A 17,667-nucleotide genomic window follows, 5' to 3' on the forward strand; every position below is an offset into this window, starting at 1 on the left:
GGAGCCTCCAGCAATAGTTGGACGCCCATCAAACTGACCTATAGTTGGATTGTTGTCAAACAATAAAACGGAGGTAGGGTTTCCCCATGCGCCTGCTGCCTCATCCGTCCACGGAGAACATCCAGCTCACGGAGGTTCTGCGGGCCCTCAGCGACCCCGTACGCCTCGAGATCGTGAGCCGTCTCGCCGCGGCCGGAGAGATGACGTGCACCGTCGCGGGCGACGACCTCGGTGTGCACAAGTCGACCGCCTCGCACCACTACCGCACGCTGCGCGAGGCCGGCGTGGTCCTCACCAAGCAGGAGGGCAGGCTCAAGTACATGAGCCTGCGCCGCGACGACCTGGAGAGCCGCTTCCCCGGCCTGCTCGACGCGGTCCTCACCGCGGCCCTCCCCGTCCCCGCCGCCATCCATGCCTGATGCGGTGCTGCCCATCCGGCACGTCCTGCCCGAACTGCTCGCGGCGCTCGACCGGCACGGCTGCGCCGTCCTGACGGCCCCGCCCGGCACCGGCAAGACCACCGTGGTCCCGCTGGCGTTGGCCGAGGCGGGCCTGCGGGTGGTGGTCGCCGAGCCGCGCAGGCTGGCCGTCCGCGCGGCGGCCCGCCGCATGGGCGTCAGCTACACCATCAGGGGCGAGCGCCACGTCGGCGCCAACCCCATGGTCGAGGTCGTCACCACCGGCGTGCTGCTCCAGCGCCTCCAGCGCGACCAGGAGCTGCCCGGGGTGGACGCGGTCGTCCTCGACGAGTGCCACGAGCGGCACCTCGACGCGGACACGACGCTGGCGTTCCTCCTCGACGTACGCCAGACACTCCGCCCCGACCTGCGCCTGCTCGCCACCTCGGCCACCGCCGACGCCCAGCCGTGGGCCGACCTGCTCGGCGGCCCCGTCGTCGCCGCCACCGGTTCCGCCCACCCGGTGGAGACCGTCTGGGCGTCGCCGCCGCGCCCGGTCGCCCCGCCCCACGGCCTGCGCGTCGATCCCGCGCTGCTGTCCCACGTGGCCGCCGTCGTGCGCAGGGCGCTGGCCGAGCGGGACGGCGACGTGCTGTGCTTCCTGCCCGGCGTCGGCGAGATCGCCAAGGTGGCGGGGATGCTGGCGGGCGACGTCGAGCACCTCCTGCAAGTCCACGGCCAGGCGCCCGCCCACGTCCAGGACGCCGTGCTGAACCCGGGGACGGCGCGCCGGGTGGTGCTGGCCACGTCGGTCGCCGAGTCGAGCCTGACCGTTCCCGGCGTGCGCGTGGTGGTGGACTCGGGGCTGGCCCGCGAGCCCCGTACGGACCACGCCAGGGGGCTGGGCTCGCTCACCACCGTCCGCGTCTCCAAGGCGTCGGCCACCCAGCGCGCCGGCCGCGCGGGCCGCGAGGCGCCGGGCGCAGTGTATCGCTGCTGGTCGGCGGCTGAACACGAGCGGCTGGCCGACCACGCGCGGCCGGAGATCGCGCTCGCCGACCTGACGGGCTTCACGCTCCAAGCGGCCTGCTGGGGCGCGCCGGACGCGTCCGGCCTGGCCCTCCTCGACCCGCCACCGCCCGCCGCCCTGTCCGCCGCCCTCCGCACCCTGGAACTCCTCGACGCCCTCACCGAGGGGTCGCCGGAGCGTGCGCGCGTAACAGAGCGGGGGCGGCGGATGGCGCTCGCCGGCGTGCACCCGCGCCTGGCCAGGGCCCTGCTCGACCTCGGCCCCGACGCCGCCGAGGTGGTGGCCCTGCTGTCGGAACAACTCCCCAGGGACGTCTCCGACGACCTGGCCGAGGTCTGGCGCACGGCCCGCCGCGGCGGCACCGGCTTCGCGGCCCGCTGGCGCCAGGAAGCAGCCCGCCTGCGCCGAACCACCGCGGAAGCCCGCACCGCCGCGAACGCCAGCGCCGCCACAGAACGCCGCACCACCGCAGGGCTCCGCACCAGCCCCACAACAGACGCGCTGGCCGGGACGGCGGTGGCCCTGGCCTTCCCCGAACGGGTCGCGCGCCGCCGAGGCGCCGGCTACCTCATGGCGTCCGGCACCCAGGCCCAACTCCCGGACAACTCCAAACTCCAGACCGCCGAATGGCTGGCCATCGCCATAGCCGACCGCCCCACCGGCTCCGCCTCGGCCCGCATCCGCCAGGCCGTAGTCATCGACGAAGCCACCGCACGAGCAACGGCCGGCACCACCACCCAGGACGAGATCACCTGGCACGTCCCCCCGGGCGAACGCCGCGGCGACGTCTCGGCCCGCCGCGTCGAACGCCTCGGCGCGATCGAACTGACCGCCACCCCGCTCAGGAACGCCGACGTCCGCGAAGCCATCCTGCACGGCCTGCGCACCGAAGGCCTCCTCACCTGGACGAAACAGGCCAAGGACCTGCGCGACCGCCTCGCGTTCTGTCACCGCGCGCGAGGCGCCCCCTGGCCCCCGATGGACGACCTGATCGCCCTCGCCGACCAGTGGCTGGAGCCGGAGCTGAGCAGGGCCCGCCGCCGCGCGGACGTGGAGCGCATCGACGTCGCCGCCGCGCTGCGACGCCTGATCCCGTGGAGCGAACGCCTCGACGTGACGGCCCCCGAGCGCATCGAGGTGCCCACGGGCTCCAGCGTCCGCCTGGACTACTCGGGCGACCAGCCGGTGCTGGCGGTCAAGCTGCAGGAGCTGTTCGGCTGGCAGGAGACCCCGCGCATCGCCGGCGTCCCCGTCCTGGTGCACCTGCTCTCCCCGGCGGGCCGCCCGCTCGCCGTCACGGCGGACCTGGCCTCGTTCTGGCGTGAGGGCTACCGCCACGTACGCGCGGAGATGCGCGGCCGCTACCCTAAGCACCCCTGGCCTGAGGACCCCCTCACCGCCCAGCCCACCCGCCGCACCAAGAGGAACGCCCCATGACCGACTGGCAGGCCGAGGCGGCCCTGGACAACGCGCGCTGGTGCGACCTGATGTGCCGCGCGCACGGCGTCCCCGGCACGTTCACGCCACTGGCCTGGACCAACCCGTCCAGGACCCCGCCGTACTACCCCGACGCGGTCACCCTCTCCCGGGAGGCGACGGCCGCCGACCTGCTCCCCCACCTCGACGCGGGCCCGGGCGCCTCGATCAAGGACAGCTTCGCCACCCTCGACCTGCCGGGCTTCGACGTGCTGTTCGAGGCCCAGTGGATCCACCGCGAGGCCCCCGCCGGAACAGGCGCCCCGTGGCAGGTCGTCCAGGACGAGGAGGGCCTCGCCGCGTGGGAGCGGGCGTGCGGCCTGAGCGGCCTGTTCCTGCCCGCGCTCCTCGACGAGGCCACCGTCGTGCACGCCCCCGGCCTCGGCTCCGGCGCCGTCCTGACGGCGACGGGCCCGGCCGTTGGCGTGTCGAACGTGTTCGGCGACTGGGACGGCGTCCTGGCGGCGGCGGCCGAGCTGTTCCCCGGCCGCCCCCTGGTCGGCTACGAGAGCGACCCGGCCCCCGCGCTACGGCACGGCTTCACCGCCATCGGCCCGCTGCGCGTCTGGCTCAGAACCTGAGGTCGTCCAGGGTCGGGTTCTCCAGGACGGGGTAGCGCTCGCCGCCCACCCCCAGGTCCTTGAACCCGCTCGACGTGGCGACGCACACCACGGGCCCGTCGAAGTCCCTGCGCAGCCTGCGGTGCCCGGCCAGCCCCGCCGTGCCCGACAGCTCCTGCCACAGCCCGGCCCGCGCCAGCTCGCGCTGCGCCCGCCGCATCTCCTCGTCGGTCACGAGCACGGCCTCGCCGCCGCTGTCGCGCACGGCGACGACCCCGCGGTGCCCGCCGACGGACCCGGCGACGCCGTACGCGTCGGTGGGCCCCAGCTCGACGACGGCGGCGGGCGCGCCGGTGGCCAGCGCCTTGGCGTGCGGCCCGCCGGCGGCCGTCTCGCAGGAGAACATCCGCGGCGCCTTCTCCGTCACCCCGAGCAGCAGCAGCTCGCAGAACCCCTTCCACATCCCGTAGAGCAGCTCGGCGTAGCCGGTGGGCGTGAACACGGCCGCGGGCACCTCGCCGAGCTGCAGGAACAGCTCGTACGCGATCGTCTTGTACCCCTCGGGCCCGAAGGGGTGCCCGGTGTGCGTCACGGTCTGGTTGCTGACCGGGTGGTACCCGAGCCGGTCGACGACCTCCCGCAGCAGCGGCCACCGCTTCTCGCCCGGCACGGACACGACCTTCGCCCCGTACGCCCGGACGAACGACTGCACGGCGGGCGGCGAGTCCGCGGAGGCCAGCACGATGGCGCGGAGCCCGGCGCGGGCGGCGTAGGCGGCGGCCGAGGCGCCGTGGTTGCCGGAGGAGGCGACGACCACGCCCGGCGCGCCCGCGGCGACGGCGGCGCTGACGGCGACCCGGTTGAGCCGGTCCTTGTGCGACCAGGTCGGGTTGCGCGACTCGTCCTTGATGTAGACGTCGCCGAGTCGCACGAGCGGCGTGCCGCCCTCGCCGAGCGTGGGCGCGTCCAGCGGCGGCAGCAGCGGCGACCAGCGCGCCAGGTCGGGCCCTGGCGCCTGCTCGAACAGGCCGCGGTCGACCTTCGCGTAGTCGTAGACGACGTCCAGCGGGTAGGCGATCTCGTCGGTGCTGGTCTTGGGGCAGCCTCTCGTCAGTGGCGGGAACAGCGGGAACTCGGCCGATGGGTCACCCAGGGAACGCTGGCGGAGGGCAAGCGAAGGTCCGTTCACGTGAATCGACCCTATCGACCCTCGCAACGATGAGTGAAAACCTGCACACTCTTCTCATGTTGTGGGCAGGCAGGTCCGCCATCGAGATCGCGACGGCCGTCCGGCATGGTGAGGTCAGTGCCACGACCGTCGTCGAGGAGCATCTCCACGTCATCTCGGAGCGGGACCAGAAGATAGGGGCGTTCCGGCGGGTCAGGGAGCAGGCCGTGCACGAGGCGCGGCTGCTGCAGAAGCGGCGCGACCTGGCCGACCTGCCGCTGGCGGGCGTGCCGGTGGCGGTCAAGGACAACCTGGAGGTGGCGGGCGAGGCCACGCGGGGCGGGTCGGCCGCCACGCCGGGCACGCCCGCGCCGGAGGACCACGTGACGGTGGCGCGGCTGAGGGCGGCGGGGGCGGTGATCGTGGGCGTCACCAACCTGCCGGAGCTGGGGCTGGTGGCGCTGGGCGACAGCGCGTACGGCATCGTCCGCAACCCTTGGAACACCGCGCGCACGGCGGGCGGCTCGTCGTCGGGGAGCGCGGCGGCGGTGGCGGCGGGCATGGTGCCGATCGCGCTCGGCAACGACGGCATGGGCTCGCTGCGCATCCCGGCGGCGTGCTGCGGCGTGCTGGCCGTCAAGCCGGGCACCGGCCTGGTGCCGCCGCCGGCGGACGACTGGGAGCGGCTCACCGAGAACGGCCCGCTGGCCACGACCGCCCCGGATCTGGCGCTGGCGCTGTCGGTGCTGGCCGCCGATCCGGCGCTGGCGGAGGCGTGGCGGGGCGGGCGGCGGGTGGAGCCGCCGCCGCGCATGCTGCGCTCGGTCTGGGCGGACGACGACGAGGTGTGGGAGGCGCAGCCGCCGCCCGCCAGCCCGGAGCCGTTCGACCTGCGGGTGGCGTACGCGCCGCAGCCGCTGCCGCCCGGCATGCGGATGGACAAGGAGTTCGCCTCGGCGGTGCGCGGCGCGGCGGAGACGCTGCGCGTGGCCGGGCACACGGTCGTCGAGCACGAGCGGAGGCTGCCCGTGTGGCTGGGCCCGGCCACGATCGCGACCTGGCTGGTCAGGGCGGCCGAGTCCGCCGAGGGCCTGGACGGGCTGGAGCGCCGCACGAGGGCGCTGGCCCGCGCGGGCCGGCTGCTGCGGGCGCTCAGGCTGGACGGGGTGCGCGGCCGGGAGCGCTGGAGCGGCTACGGCGCCGACCAGTGGTTCGGCGAGGCGGACGCGCTGATCACGCCTGCCCTGGCCGCCGTACCGCCGAAGGCCGAGCGCTGGGGCGAGCACGGTTTCGTGCGCAACGCGTGGACGAACGTCACCTACGCGCCCACCGCCAGCCCGTGGAACATGTGCGGCTGGCCCGCGATCAGCGTCCCGGTGGCGACGCACTCCAGCGCGATGCCCATCGGCGTGCAGATCGTCGCGCCGCCCGGCGGCGAGCCGCATCTCCTGGGCCTGGCGGCCCAGCTCCAGGCGGCCCATCCGCCGCTCAGGCCGCCGGGATTCTCTTTCTGACGGTGCGGCCCCGTAGGGTCTCCTGGCATGATCCAGTCCGCAGATCTGATCACCTTACGCACGAAGCTGGCGACCGCGTCCCCCGCGAACGCCTGGAAGGCCGTCCGGCGCCTCGCGCTGGACGGCCGTGGCCGCGAGGCGCTCACCCTGGCCGACGACTACGCGCAGATCGCGAAGCCGTCCACGGACAAGCTGCTCAAGCTCTGGCCCCAGGCGCTCGACCCCGACGGGTTCGCGGAGCACGTGCTGGCCCCGGCCTTCGACGCCGAGGGGCGTGCCGAGCTGAAGCTGAGCAGGACCGGCTCGCTCACTGGGCTGCGTCACCTGACGATGCTGGAGAGCCTGACCCTCGACCAGTGCAAGTCGCTGACGGACCTGTCCGAGCTGGCGGCGCTGTCCGGGCTGCGCACGCTGGAGCTGGACGGCTGCGCGGCCGTCAGCGATCTACGGCCGCTGTCCGGGCTGGCCGGGCTGGAGAGCCTGCTGCTCCGCAACTGCCGCCAGGTGGCGAACCTGACCCCGCTGTTCGCCCTGCGCGGCCTGCGCCGGCTCGACCTGCGCGGCACGTCGGTGGCGAGCGTCGCGGGGGTCGGCGACGCCTTCCCCCACCTCGAAGTGCTCGACCTGAGCGGCTGCCGGCACCTCGAGGACGTGCGCGGCCTGTCGGGGCTGCGCGACCTCAGGGAGCTGGACCTGAGCCGCACCAAGATCACCACCCTGGAGGGGCTGCGCGACCTCGGCTCCGTCACCGAGCTGCACCTGCACAGCACCCGCCTGACCGGCCTCGACGGCATCGGCGTCATGACGGAGCTGGAGACGCTCTTCCTGGGCGGCAGCACGAAGCTGAAGAGCCTCGACGGCTTCGGCCACCACCCCCGGCTCACCACCCTGGGCCTGCCGCCCGCCGCGCTGCCCGACCTGCGCCCGCTGTCGCGGCTGCCCGCGCTGCGACGGCTCAGCATCGACCGGGACCAGCGGCTCACCTCGCTCGACGGGCTCGAAGGGCACCCGTCGCTGGAGGAGCTGCACCTGGCCTACGCGGAGGACCTGACCGATTTCTCGGCGCTCGCCCGCATGCCCGCCCTGCGCGTGCTGACCCTCCAGGGGCTGGAGCAGCTCGCCGACCTCACCCCGTTCTCTGGGCTGCCGCACCTGGAGCAACTGCACGTCTGCTTCACCGACGACCTGCGCACCTTCGGCGACGTCGATCGGCTGCCCGCGCTGCGCACGCTCGACCTCTACAACTGCCCCAAGCTGAGCGACCTCGGCGCGGTCACCGGCCTCCCGTCGCTCAAGGAGGTCCGCGTCGCCGACTGCCGCGCGCTGCCCGCCGACCTCGTCGCGGATCTGAAGGCCCGGGGCCTGTACCAGAAGTACTGAGGCCCCGGGCGCACGCTCAGCCGCCGATCGGATGCCAGACGGTCTTGGTCTCCAGGAAGCGCGTCATGCGGCCGGTCCCCGGATCGGCCGCCCAGTCCTCCCGGACCGGCCGCAGCACCCGCTTGAGGTTCTCCGCCGCCGCCTGCTCGCAGCTCAGCGCCAGGTCGGCGTCCTCGGCCCCGGTAAGGTCGAGCCCGTTGACGTCCATGTGCGCCGCCAGCCAGGGCGCCAGCTCGGCCTGCCGCCCGGTGAGGACGTTGACCACCCCGCCCGGCAGGTCGGACGTGGCCAGCACCTCGGCCAGGGTGATCGCGGCGAGCGGCGCGGGCTCGGAGGCGACCACGACGCAGGTGTTGCCGGTCACGATCACCGGCGCGACCACGGACACCAGCCCGAGCAGCGGATCGGCGGGCGCCACCACGGCCACCACGCCGGTCGGCTCCGGCGTGGACAGGTTGAAGTAGGGCCCGGCCACCGGGTTCGCCGCCCCGCGCACCGAGGCGATCTTGTCGGACCAGCCCGCGTACCAGACGAGCCGGTCGATGGCCGCGTCCACCTGCTCCAGCGCGGCGCGCTTGGCGCCGCCGACCTCCTCGGCGAACTGCGCGCGCCGCCCCTCCAGCATCTCGGCGACGCGGTAGAGGATCTGCCCCCTGTTGTACGGCGTCGCACCCGACCAGCCGGGGAACGCCTTGCGCGCGGCCACCACGGCGTCGCGGGCGTCCTTGCGCGAGGCCCGCGAGGCGTTGGCGAGGAACTCGCCCTTGGCCGAGGTCACGGGGTAGGACCTTCCACTCTCGGAGCGCGGGAACGCCCCGCCGATGTACAGCTTGTAGGTCTTCTTGACGGACAACCTACTCATCGCCCCGCCCCCTCCACGTGGACTCCTGCGACATCTGGACCGGGACGAAGACCTGCCCGCACCGGCTCACGCCGCAGCGGTGGGCGTACCAGCCGGTGCGCACGGGCCGGCCGGCCCTGGCGAAGGCGTGCCCCCTGGTGGCCTCGGCCCGCCGCTGACGGCGGCGGGCCCGGCGGTGCTCACACATCAAGGTAGGCCTCCAGCCCGGCGAGCCCGCCCTCACGCCCGTACCCCGACTCCTTGTAGCCGCCGAACGGCGAGGTCGGGTCGAACTTGTTGAACGTGTTGGCCCAGACCACGCCGGCCCTGAGCTTGTCGGCCATCCACAGGATGCGCGAGCCCTTCTCGGTCCACACCCCGGCCGACAGCCCGTACGGCGTGTTGTTGGCCTTCTCGACGGCCTCGGCGGGCGTGCGGAAGGTCAGCACCGACAGGACGGGGCCGAAGATCTCCTCCCTGGCGATGCTGTGCGACTGCGCGACGCCGGTGAACAGCGTCGGCGGGAACCAGAACCCCTTGCCGGGCAGCTCGCACGCGGGCGACCAGCGCTCGGCCCCCTCCGACTCGCCCAGGTCGCTCAGCCGCCGGATCTTGGCGAGCTGCTCGGCCGAGTTGACGGCACCGATGTCGGTGTTCTTGTCCAGCGGGTCGCCCAGCCGCAGCGTGCCCAGCCGACGCTTGAGCGCGGCCAGCAGCTCCTCCTGGATCGACTCCTGGACGAGCAGCCGGGACCCCGCGCAGCACACGTGGCCCTGGTTGAAGAAGATCCCGTTGACGATCCCCTCCACGGCCTGGTCGATCGCCGCGTCGTCGAAGACGATGTTCGCGGCCTTGCCGCCCAGCTCCAGGGTGAGCTTCTTGCTCGTGCCCGCGACCGACCTGGCGATGACCCGGCCGACCTCGGTGGAGCCGGTGAAGGCCACCTTGTTCACGTCGGGGTGCGCCACCACGGCGGCGCCGGTCTCGCCCGCGCCGGTGACGATGTTCACCACGCCGGGCGGCAGGTCGGCCTGCCGGCAGATGTCGGCGAACAGCAGCGCGGTCAGCGGCGTCGTCTCGGCCGGCTTGAGCACCACGGTGTTGCCGCAGGCCAGCGCGGGGGCGATCTTCCAGGCCAGCATGAGCAGCGGGAAGTTCCACGGGATGACCTGCCCGGCGACGCCGAGCGGCTTGGTGCCGAACCCCGCATAGGCCAGTTTGTCGGCCCACCCGGCGTAGTAGAAGAAGTGCGCCGCGACCAGCGGCACGTCCACGTCACGCGACTCACGGATCGGCTTGCCGTTGTCGAGCGACTCCAGCACGGCCAGCTCCCTGGCCCGCTCCTGGACGAGCCGCGCGATGCGGAACAGGTACTTGGCCCGCTCGGCGCCGGGCAGCGCGCTCCAGACGCCGAACGCCTTGCGCGCAGCCTGGACGGCGCGGTCGACGTCGTCGGAGGTGGCGGTGGCCACCTCGGCCAGCGTCTCCTCGGTGGCGGGGTTGACGGTCTTGAAGGTGGGGCCGGAGCCGTCGGCGAACTCACCGTTGATGAACAGCCCGTAGGAGGACTTCAGGTCAACGACGTCGCGCGACTCGGGGGCCGGTGCATACTCGAACATCGTCTAGTCCAGGGTGAAGTAGTCGGGACCCGCGTACCGGCCGGTGGCCAGCTTCTGGCGCTGCATCAGCAGGTCGTTGAGCAGCGAGGAGGCGCCGAGCCTGAACCAGTCGGGGGTCAGCCAGTCGTCGCCGGCCGTCTCGTTGACCAGCACCAGGTTCTTGATGGCGTCCTTGGTGGTGCGGATGCCGCCCGCCGGCTTGACGCCGATCTGGCGGCCCGTCGCGTCGCGGAAGTCGCGCACGGCCTCCAGCATGATCAGGGTGACCGGCGGCGTGGCGGCCGGTGACACCTTGCCGGTGGAGGTCTTGATGAAGTCGGCGCCGGCCAGCATCGCCAGCCAGGACGCGCGCCGCACGTTGTCGTAGGTGGACAGCTCGCCGGTCTCCAGGATCACCTTCAGGTGGGCCTGCCCGCAGGCCGCCTTCACCGCGACGATCTCCTCGTACACCTTCATGTACCGCCCGGACAGGAACGCGCCCCGGTCGATCACCATGTCGATCTCGCCGGCCCCGGCCGACACCGCCAGCGCGGTGTCGCTCACCTTGACCTCCAGCGAGGTGCGGCCGCTGGGGAACGCGGTGGCCACCGAGGCCACCTTGACGCCGGTGCCCTTGAGCGCCTCGACCGCGACGGGGACGAGGTCGGGGTAGACGCAGACGGCCGCCACGGAGGGCGCGTCGCCGCCGGGCCGCACGGCCTTGGCGCACATCGCGCGCACCTTGCCGGCCGTGTCGGCCCCTTCCAGCGTGGTCAGGTCGACCATCGAGATGGCCAGGTCAATGGCCTGCGCCTTGGCCGTGGTCTTGATCGAACGGGTGCCCAGCATCGCCGCCCGCTGGTCCGCGCCGACCCGGTCGACCCCGGGCAGGCCCTGCAGGAATGCTCGCAACGCCGCGTCGGACGAGGCGACGTCCGCGAGCGAGGTAGTCACAGTTGACACCTAGACAGCATCGCCGACCAGGGCCACTACCTCCAAACCGGACCACCTTAGGGCACCCGGTGCCCAGGTCCTAGGTATGCCGGGGGCGTTCTCGCGCCGGAGATAAGGCATCCACCCGATGTGGCGGGGTGGGCCTTAGGCCGAAGCTGAAGATGTCGAAAAAACGACACCGACAAACAGGAGAAACACCATGCATCCCGAGATGGAATACGAGCTCATGAAGAGTCAGGCGAACGAGCTGCGCAAGGCGGCCGCCCACCACCGCCGCGTACGCGAGGCCGAGCAGCGTAACAAGAGCGAGCGCCGCTCGTTCTTCGGCAAGCGCCGTACGTCATGACCGTCCCACGAGAACCCGGCCGCGAGCGTGCCCGCGGCCGGGTCTCGATACCGCCATAAAACCGTCGAAAGCACCGGAAGTTGCATGACATGCTGGACGACATGCGGGGACGTTCTGTCAGTCCCGTCTTCGTAGGGCGGGAAGAGGAGCTGGCGGCGCTGGCGGAAAGCTTCGCCGAGGCGCGCTCGGGCACCGCGACGGCCGTCCTGCTGGGGGGCGAGGCCGGGGTCGGCAAGACCAGGCTCGTCCAGCGCTTCGCCGAGCAGTGCGCCGCCGGCGGCGCCCACGTGCTCTTCGGGGGCTGCGTGGAGCTGTCCACCGAAGGTCTGGCGTACGCGCCCTTCACCGCCGCGCTCCGCCAGCTCGTCCGTGAGCAGGGGCCGGCCGCCGTGGCGGCGCTGCTGCCCGACGGCGCCGAGCGCGACCTGGCCAGGCTGCTGCCCGAGTTCGGGGAGCCCAACGGCGACGGCGAGACCGACACGGGCCGCGCCCGCCTGTTCGAGCAGTTCCTCACCCTCCTCGAACGCCTGGCCGACAGCCGCCCCACCATCCTCGTCATCGAGGACATCCACTGGGCCGACCGCTCCAGCCGCGACCTCATCGCCTTCCTCAGCCGCAACCTGCACGCGCCGCAGGTGCTGATGGTCATGACGTACCGGTCCGACGACCTGCACCGCCAGCACCCGCTCAGGCCGGTCCTGGCCGAGCTGGGCCGCGTCCACGGCGTGCACCGGCTCGACCTGCCCCGCCTGTCGCGCGACGAGGTCGCCCAGCAGATGACCGCGATCCTCGGCACGACCTCCGAGTACGGCGCGGTCGAGAAGGTCTACGAGCGCAGCGAGGGCATCCCGCTGTTCGTCGAGGCGCTGCTGGAGTGCGGCGTCGACTGCACCTTCCCCGACTCCATGCAGGACCTCATCCTCGGCTCCGTCGAGCGGCTGCCCGAGGAGACCCAGCGCGTGCTGCGCGTGGCCGCCGCCGGCGGCATCCGCGTCGGCCATCCGCTGCTGGCGGCCGTGAGCGGCCTGTCCGACGTCGAGCTGGAGAGCGCGCTGCGCCCCGCCATCGCCGGCAACGTGCTGCAGATCGCCGACAACCGCGCCTACGTCTTCCGGCACTCCCTCATCCGCGAGGCCGTCCACGACGAGCTGCTGCCGGGCGAGCACCAGCGCCTGCACGCCAGGTTCGCCGAGGCGATCTCCAAGGACCGCAGGCTCGTGCCGCCCGGCCGCGCCGCCGTCGAGCTGGCACACCACTGGTACGGCGCCCGCGACGACCGCTGGGCCCTCATCTCGGCCTGGGAGGCGGCGCAGAAGTCGTTCAAGGCCTACGCCTACACCGAGGCCGTCCCGCTGCTGGAGCGCGTGCTCATGCTGTGGGACCGGGTGCCGGACGCCGCCGAGCTGATCGGCGCCGACCACACCGCCGTGCTGGAGCGCGCCTCCGAGGCCGCCAACGCCGGCGGCGAGGTCGACAAGGTCGTCAGGTTCGTCAAGGCCGCGCTGTCGCAGCTCGACGAGACGCGGGAGCCCGAGCGGGTGGCCCAGCTCATCGTGCGCCGGTCCGCGTGCAAGAACTCCAAGGGCCAGCCGGGCGTCATCGACGACCTCAGGCAGGCGCTCGACCTGGTCCCCGGCGACAGCCTCGACCGGGCCCACGTCGTCATGACGCTGAGCCGCCACCTGATGCTGCGCGGCCGGATCGAGGAGGCCCGCGGCCTCCTCGACGAGGGCCTGCGCCTGGCCAGGAAGTACGGCGACCGCTGCCTCGAAGGCGACCTGCTGATGAATCAGGCGCTCGGCCACTCCTTCAACGGCGACACCGAGAACACGGTCGCGCTCAACGAGCAGGCGCTGCGGATCGGCAGGGACGAGGACTCCGCCCGCCTGATCACCCGCGCGCTCGCCAACAACATCGACGCGCTGCTCGACATGGGCCGCGAGGACGAGGCGCTGCGCCTGGCCGAGGACGGCTGGCGGACCTCCAAGAAGTACGGCCGGCTGCGCGCCAGCGGCCTGTTCATCGCCAACAACTGGGCCGAGGCGCTGGAGGTGCTGGGCCGCTGGGACGAGGCCATCGAGATCGTCCAGAACGCGCTCAGCCACGGCCCCGTCCTGCGCCACAGGTACGCCCTGCTGCGCGTGCGCGCCGACATCGCCATGGCCAGGGGCGAGCTGCCGTTCGTCGAGGCGCTGCTGGCGGAGATCGGCGTGTTCAAGGACCACCACGAGGAGTTCGTCCAGGACATCGTCAACAACGCCCGGCTGCGCATCGGCTGGCGCCTGACCAACGGCGACCCCGGGGGCGCGCTGAACGAGGCCGAGGAGGTGCTCGCGCGGCTCAAGCAGCCGAGCAAGGCCATGCTCGGCTGGCGGCTGCTGTCCACGCTCCGCGTCGTCTGCGACGCCGCCCAGGACATCGAGCCGGAACGCACCGCGTCGGTACGCCGGCTCGCCGCCGAGGTGGCCGCCGAGCTGACCGCCAAGGGGCCGGTCGTGGAGGCTTACCGGCTGTCGTACTCCGGCGACTTCGACGCCGCGGCGGCGGCCTGGGAGCGGCTGCGACGCCCGCACAACCAGGCCAAGGCGCTGCTGCGGGCGGCCGGGGTGGCCGCCCGCGACGGTGACAGGGAGGGCGCGGCGACCCGGCTGAAGGCGGCGCTCCCGCTGGCGCAGGCGCTGCGCGCGGCCCCGCTCGTGGCCGACATCGAGGCGCTGTCGCGCCGGGTGGGCGGCCTCCAGCAGGCGCACGAGCCGTCCGAGCTGCTCACGCCGCGCGAGCTGGAGGTGCTGCGCCTGGTCACCCAGGGGCGCACCAACCGCGACATCGCGGCCGAGCTGTTCATCTCGGCGAAGACGGTGAGCGTGCACGTGTCGAACATCCTGGGCAAGCTCGGCGTCACCACGCGCGGCGAGGCGGCCGCGGCCGCCCACCGGCTCTCGCTGCTCTCCTAGAGGAACGCTTCCACGAGGAGGATCACTCCGAAGACGGCGAACGCGGCGGCGGCGCCGTACCTGATGGCCTTCTCCGGCAGGTGCTTGCCCAGCAGCCGCCCCACGAGGATGGCCAGCGCGTCGGCCGCGACCATGCCCACCGTCGAGCCGATCCACGTGCCGACCCAGTCGTCGTAGCGCGTCGCCAGCGTGATGGTCGCCAGCATCGTCTTGTCGCCCAGCTCACTCAGGAAGAACGCCACGGTCACCGCGATCAGCGCGTTCCTGGTGGTGCGCTGGGCCTTCTTCGACTCCTCCTCGGTCAGCTCGTCGCCGCGCAGCGTCCACGCCGCGAAGCCGAGGAAGGCCAGGCCCGCCACGATGGAGATCGCCGTCGTCGGCAGCCAGTCGCCGACCAGCCCGCCCAGCGCGACGCTGAGGAGGTGCACGACGGCCGTGGCGACCGTGATGCCCAGGATCACGATCCACGCCTTGAAACGGGTGGCGAACGTCATCGCCATGAGCTGGCTCTTGTCACCGAGCTCGGCCACGAAAATGGCGACGGTGCTGATCCAGAACGCTTCCAACGGTCCTCTTCCGCGCGACCGGGCCGGAAGCAGGCACCCGGGGAGATCTTCGGGCACGACTCTCGGCCCGGCAGCGTCTTCATCGCATGACTGCCAGGCCGAAGGTCTCGTCCGCCCGTCAAGGCCCGCGCGACCGGGCGCCACTCAGGGCGCCAGTGTGTCGATCACGCGATTGGGACTACTCCCCCTCGGTAATTCCAACCCACCATAACAGCCCCGCCCAGGTGCTTATTCCCCTAGCGCGCAGCCCACCAGCACCGGCTCGTTGACCAGCGTGACCCCGAACTTCTCGCGCACCCCGTCACGCACCTCCCTGGCCAGGGCCAGCAGGTCGGCGGCGGTGGCGCTGCCGGTCGGGTTGGTGAGGGCGAGCGTGTGCTTGGTGGAGATGCGCACGGGGCCGCGCGTGTAGCCCTTCGGGTAGCCCGCCTGCTCGATCAGCCACGCGGCCGGCACCTTGACCAGCCCGCCGGGCAGCTCCCAGTGCGGATGCCCAGGCGCGCGCACGGCCAGCTCCGCCGCCTGCTCCGGCGTCAGCACCGGGTTGGTGAAGAACGAGCCCGCGCTGCGCGTGTCCGGATCGTCCGGGTCCAGCACCATGCCCTTGCCCCTGCGCAGCTCCAGAACGGCCGCACGCGCCCGGTCGAGCGGCACCCGGCCACCGGCCTCGGTGCCCAGCCTGCGGGCCAGCTCCTCGTACGCCAGCGGGCCGGACAACTCGGACAGATCCAGCGCGTACGTCACCGCCAGCACCACGTACCTGGACAGGTCGCGCTTGAAGAGGCTGTCGCGGTAGGAGAAACCGCACTGCCGGGCCTCCAGGTCCACCACCTGCCGGGTGCGCCGGTCGTAGGCGCGCACGCACCTGATGGTCTGGGCGACCTCCTGGCCGTACGCCCCGACGTTCTGGATGGGCGTCGAGCCCACCAGGCCGGGCACGCCGGACATGCACTCGATGCCCGACCAGCCCTCGGCCACCGCGCGGGCCGCCAGCCGATCCCAGTCCTCGCCCGCCGCGACCACCAGCACGACCTCCTCGCCGTCGCGCGAGACGGTCACGCCCTCGGTGGCGACCTTGACGACCAGCCCGTCGAACCCCTCGTCGGCCACCACGACGTTGCTGCCCCCGCCGAGCACCAGCGTGGGGACGCCGTTCATGTCGGCCTCGGCGATCAGTGACACGAGCTGCTCCGCCGAGGTCGCCTCGGCGAAGTCACGGGCGGGGCCGCCCAGGCGCAGCGTGGTGTACGGCGCGAGCATCTCCATGAGCAACTAGCTTAGGAGGCACTCAGCATGCGCAGCACCCCGTCGTAGTTGCGCCGGGACTCCCGGTCCAGGTAGCCGGACGGCACCTCGTGCCTGCCCAGCCACTCCACGGGCGGCTGCTCGTCAGGGACGACCAGGTCGCCGCGCAGGGCCAGCGAGAGCTCCAGATCGGCGTACGCGCCGAAGCAGGCGTCCTCCGGCAGCGCCCCGATCGCCTGCGCGCGGCGCACCGCGAACAGCCCGCCGGTCAGCGCCCGCACCTTCCCCGGCCCCGCCTGCCGCCACTCCGGCCCCGCGCCGCCCGGCCCCTCCTGCCACTGCGGCATGATGCCGATACTCGTCTGCTCCGTGGCGCCGTCCGACGGCTCCAGGCCGCGCCAGCCCGCCGCCACCGCGCCCTCCACGACCGCCGCCACCAGCGGGGTCAGCGCGTCGCCGCGCAGCGCAACGTCCGTGTCCATCAGCACGTGCACCTCGGACTCGTCCAGCCGCAGCAGCTTCGCCCTGCCCTCGCCCCACGTCGCGGTGCCACCCCGCCAGTGCGGCTGCTCGGCGACGTGCCAGGCGGCGATCCGCTCCGGGTACCCCTCGGCCAGCTCGCGCAGCACGTCGCCGGCGCCGTCCACGTTCCCCAGGTCGATGGCGAAGATCCGGGCGTTCGTGTGGTCCACGAGCGACTGCAGGCACCTGCGCACGTCCTCCGGCCAGCCGTCCACGAGCAGGCCCACGCCCACCGTGACGTCCTTGGTCTCCACGCGTTGCCGCTCGGCGTCGATGCCCAGCTCGTCGAGCCGGTTGGTGGCCAGCGTGCCGTCCCAGACGCGCTGGGCGTGCAACATCTCGTCACCCGGGTCGCCGTGCTGGCCCGGATCTCCGGAGAAGCCCAGCTCGGCGGCTGGGTTCATCCTGGCGTGCTCACCCTCATTCCTGGGGCGGGGGCTGCCCGCCGTGCCGACCCCGGGGGCCCGCCCGCCGCCGCCCAGGGTCGCGCCGCCCGCCGTGTCCCGGCCTGTGCCGGTGCCGCCCGCCACCCCTCCTGGACGCGCGGGGCGCAGGTGGGCGGGCGGCTTGGCGTCGGTCACCGCGGAGACGGGGATCGATTGGATCGTCGGCCAAACCTGTCGCGCAGCATCAGTCATACCGACACGCGCTACCCGCCAGCCGCCCGCCTTATCACACCCGCCCTCTCAAGAGAGCTGCACCACGGCCCGTGCCTTGGACAGCACCTTCGCGTCCCCGGACCTCGCGGTGAGCCCCACCACCACCCTCTTGTCCTCGAGCTTCTCCTCCACGACCCCGCTCACCGAGATCGTCGCCCCGCGATCGTCGTCCGGCACGACCACCATCGACGAGAACCGCACCCCGAAATCCACCACCGCCCCCGGATCCCCCGCCCAGTCGGTGACGAACCGCCCGGCCTGCGCCATCGTGTACATGCCGTGCGCGATCACGTCGGGCAGCCCGACCATCTTGGCGAAGCGCTCGTTCCAGTGGATCTGGTTGAAGTCGCCGGACGCGCCCGCGTACATCACCAGGTTGACCCGCCGCACGTTGTACTCCGCGGCCGGCAGCTCCTGCCCGACCTCGACCTCGTCGTACCTCACCGTGGCAGTCAT

16 protein-coding genes are annotated in these 17,667 nt (G+C 72.9%); 7 read left to right on the plus strand and 9 right to left on the minus strand.

Going from position 1 to position 17,667, the window contains the following annotated elements; genetic code table 11:
• Positions 1 to 86 precede the first annotated feature (86 nt).
• The 3 genes from ABD331_RS47285 to ABD331_RS47295 are packed head-to-tail and all read left to right on the plus strand — an operon-like array spanning position 87 to position 3,485.
• Positions 87 to 419, plus strand: coding sequence for an ArsR/SmtB family transcription factor (locus tag ABD331_RS47285; RefSeq protein ID WP_344490983.1), 333 nt, complete (start codon positions 87 to 89; stop codon positions 417 to 419).
• A complete protein-coding gene (gene hrpB / locus ABD331_RS47290) occupies positions 412 to 2,865 on the plus strand; it encodes an ATP-dependent helicase HrpB (protein ID WP_344490986.1) in 2,454 nt (817 codons plus the stop codon). Before ABD331_RS47285 ends, hrpB begins: the two co-directional genes overlap by 8 nt.
• Positions 2,862 to 3,485 carry a hypothetical protein gene (locus ABD331_RS47295; RefSeq protein ID WP_344490989.1) on the plus strand — a complete coding sequence of 208 codons (624 nt, stop codon included), beginning with the start codon at positions 2,862 to 2,864 and terminating at the stop codon, positions 3,483 to 3,485. Before hrpB ends, ABD331_RS47295 begins: the two co-directional genes overlap by 4 nt.
• Here the strand turns inward: ABD331_RS47295 and ABD331_RS47300 are convergent.
• Positions 3,475 to 4,653: a threonine synthase gene (locus tag ABD331_RS47300; protein ID WP_344490992.1), complete on the minus strand. Its 1,179-nt coding sequence runs from the start codon at positions 4,651 to 4,653 to the stop codon at positions 3,475 to 3,477. The two genes, ABD331_RS47295 and ABD331_RS47300, sit on opposite strands and share 11 nt — an antisense overlap.
• 29 nt (positions 4,654 to 4,682) lie before the next feature.
• On the opposite strand from ABD331_RS47300, the gene ABD331_RS47305 reads away from it, so the two are divergent.
• Both ABD331_RS47305 and ABD331_RS47310 read left to right on the plus strand, forming a co-directional pair.
• Positions 4,683 to 6,146, plus strand: coding sequence for an amidase (locus ABD331_RS47305; RefSeq protein WP_344490995.1), 1,464 nt, complete (start codon positions 4,683 to 4,685; stop codon positions 6,144 to 6,146).
• A 27-nt stretch (positions 6,147 to 6,173) separates the two neighbouring features.
• Positions 6,174 to 7,526, plus strand: a complete 1,353-nt coding sequence (locus tag ABD331_RS47310) for a leucine-rich repeat domain-containing protein (RefSeq protein ID WP_344490998.1) — start codon at positions 6,174 to 6,176, stop codon at positions 7,524 to 7,526.
• Positions 7,527 to 7,542: 16 nt separating this feature from the next.
• On the opposite strand, the gene ABD331_RS47315 is transcribed toward ABD331_RS47310, so the two are convergent.
• The 4 genes from ABD331_RS47315 to deoC are packed head-to-tail and all read right to left on the minus strand — an operon-like array spanning position 7,543 to position 10,919.
• The gene (locus ABD331_RS47315) at positions 7,543 to 8,388 is read right to left on the minus strand and encodes an aldehyde dehydrogenase family protein (protein ID WP_344491001.1); all 846 of its coding nucleotides are present in this window, start codon (positions 8,386 to 8,388) and stop codon (positions 7,543 to 7,545) included.
• Positions 8,381 to 8,575, minus strand: coding sequence for a hypothetical protein (locus ABD331_RS47320; RefSeq protein ID WP_148433332.1), 195 nt, complete (start codon positions 8,573 to 8,575; stop codon positions 8,381 to 8,383). Before ABD331_RS47320 ends, ABD331_RS47315 begins: the two co-directional genes overlap by 8 nt.
• Entirely contained in the window at positions 8,568 to 9,986 is a 1,419-nt protein-coding gene (locus ABD331_RS47325; protein WP_344491006.1) for an aldehyde dehydrogenase family protein, read from the minus strand. Before ABD331_RS47325 ends, ABD331_RS47320 begins: the two co-directional genes overlap by 8 nt.
• A 3-nt stretch (positions 9,987 to 9,989) precedes the next feature.
• Entirely contained in the window at positions 9,990 to 10,919 is a 930-nt protein-coding gene (deoC, locus tag ABD331_RS47330) for a deoxyribose-phosphate aldolase (protein ID WP_344491009.1), read from the minus strand.
• Positions 10,920 to 11,118: 199 nt separating this feature from the next.
• On the opposite strand from deoC, the gene ABD331_RS47335 reads away from it, so the two are divergent.
• Both ABD331_RS47335 and ABD331_RS47340 read left to right on the plus strand, forming a co-directional pair.
• Complete coding sequence (locus ABD331_RS47335) at positions 11,119 to 11,265, plus strand: hypothetical protein (RefSeq protein ID WP_344491012.1); 147 nt, start codon at positions 11,119 to 11,121, stop codon at positions 11,263 to 11,265.
• A 101-nt stretch (positions 11,266 to 11,366) separates the two neighbouring features.
• Positions 11,367 to 14,219 carry an ATP-binding protein gene (locus tag ABD331_RS47340; protein ID WP_344491015.1) on the plus strand — a complete coding sequence of 951 codons (2,853 nt, stop codon included), beginning with the start codon at positions 11,367 to 11,369 and terminating at the stop codon, positions 14,217 to 14,219.
• On the opposite strand, the gene ABD331_RS47345 is transcribed toward ABD331_RS47340, so the two are convergent.
• From ABD331_RS47345 to ABD331_RS47360, 4 genes are all read right to left on the minus strand, one after another.
• Positions 14,216 to 14,785: a TMEM165/GDT1 family protein gene (locus ABD331_RS47345; protein WP_344491019.1), complete on the minus strand. Its 570-nt coding sequence runs from the start codon at positions 14,783 to 14,785 to the stop codon at positions 14,216 to 14,218. The two genes, ABD331_RS47340 and ABD331_RS47345, sit on opposite strands and share 4 nt — an antisense overlap.
• 228 nt (positions 14,786 to 15,013) lie before the next feature.
• Positions 15,014 to 16,051 (minus strand): UDP-N-acetylmuramate dehydrogenase, encoded by a 1,038-nt coding sequence (locus ABD331_RS47350; RefSeq protein WP_344491022.1) that lies wholly within the window; start codon positions 16,049 to 16,051, stop codon positions 15,014 to 15,016.
• Between the two features lie 11 nt (positions 16,052 to 16,062).
• The gene (locus tag ABD331_RS47355; protein WP_344491025.1) at positions 16,063 to 17,133 is read right to left on the minus strand and encodes a glycosyltransferase family 2 protein; all 1,071 of its coding nucleotides are present in this window, start codon (positions 17,131 to 17,133) and stop codon (positions 16,063 to 16,065) included.
• A gap of 105 nt (positions 17,134 to 17,238) precedes the next feature.
• Positions 17,239 to 17,667, minus strand: coding sequence for a MaoC family dehydratase (locus tag ABD331_RS47360; protein WP_344491028.1), 429 nt, complete (start codon positions 17,665 to 17,667; stop codon positions 17,239 to 17,241).

It is taken from the genome of Nonomuraea monospora (assembly GCF_039531895.1).
GTDB lineage: Bacteria > Actinomycetota > Actinomycetes > Streptosporangiales > Streptosporangiaceae > Nonomuraea > Nonomuraea monospora.

Excerpts from the sequence above, each read along its gene's own strand:
- ABD331_RS47285 (WP_344490983.1), top strand. The coding sequence starts at position 87 with ATGCGCCTGCTGCCTCATCCGTCCACGGAGAACATCCAGCTCACGGAG.
- hrpB (WP_344490986.1), top strand. The coding sequence starts at position 412 with ATGCCTGATGCGGTGCTGCCCATCCGGCACGTCCTGCCCGAACTGCTC.
- ABD331_RS47295 (WP_344490989.1), top strand. The coding sequence starts at position 2,862 with ATGACCGACTGGCAGGCCGAGGCGGCCCTGGACAACGCGCGCTGGTGC.
- ABD331_RS47305 (WP_344490995.1), top strand. The coding sequence starts at position 4,683 with ATGAGTGAAAACCTGCACACTCTTCTCATGTTGTGGGCAGGCAGGTCC.
- ABD331_RS47310 (WP_344490998.1), top strand. The coding sequence starts at position 6,174 with ATGATCCAGTCCGCAGATCTGATCACCTTACGCACGAAGCTGGCGACC.
- ABD331_RS47315 (WP_344491001.1), bottom strand. The coding sequence starts at position 8,388 with ATGAGTAGGTTGTCCGTCAAGAAGACCTACAAGCTGTACATCGGCGGG.
- ABD331_RS47320 (WP_148433332.1), bottom strand. The coding sequence starts at position 8,575 with ATGTGTGAGCACCGCCGGGCCCGCCGCCGTCAGCGGCGGGCCGAGGCC.
- ABD331_RS47325 (WP_344491006.1), bottom strand. The coding sequence starts at position 9,986 with ATGTTCGAGTATGCACCGGCCCCCGAGTCGCGCGACGTCGTTGACCTG.
- ABD331_RS47335 (WP_344491012.1), top strand. The coding sequence starts at position 11,119 with ATGCATCCCGAGATGGAATACGAGCTCATGAAGAGTCAGGCGAACGAG.
- ABD331_RS47340 (WP_344491015.1), top strand. The coding sequence starts at position 11,367 with ATGCGGGGACGTTCTGTCAGTCCCGTCTTCGTAGGGCGGGAAGAGGAG.
- ABD331_RS47350 (WP_344491022.1), bottom strand. The coding sequence starts at position 16,051 with ATGGAGATGCTCGCGCCGTACACCACGCTGCGCCTGGGCGGCCCCGCC.
- ABD331_RS47360 (WP_344491028.1), bottom strand. The coding sequence starts at position 17,667 with ATGACTGCCACGGTGAGGTACGACGAGGTCGAGGTCGGGCAGGAGCTG.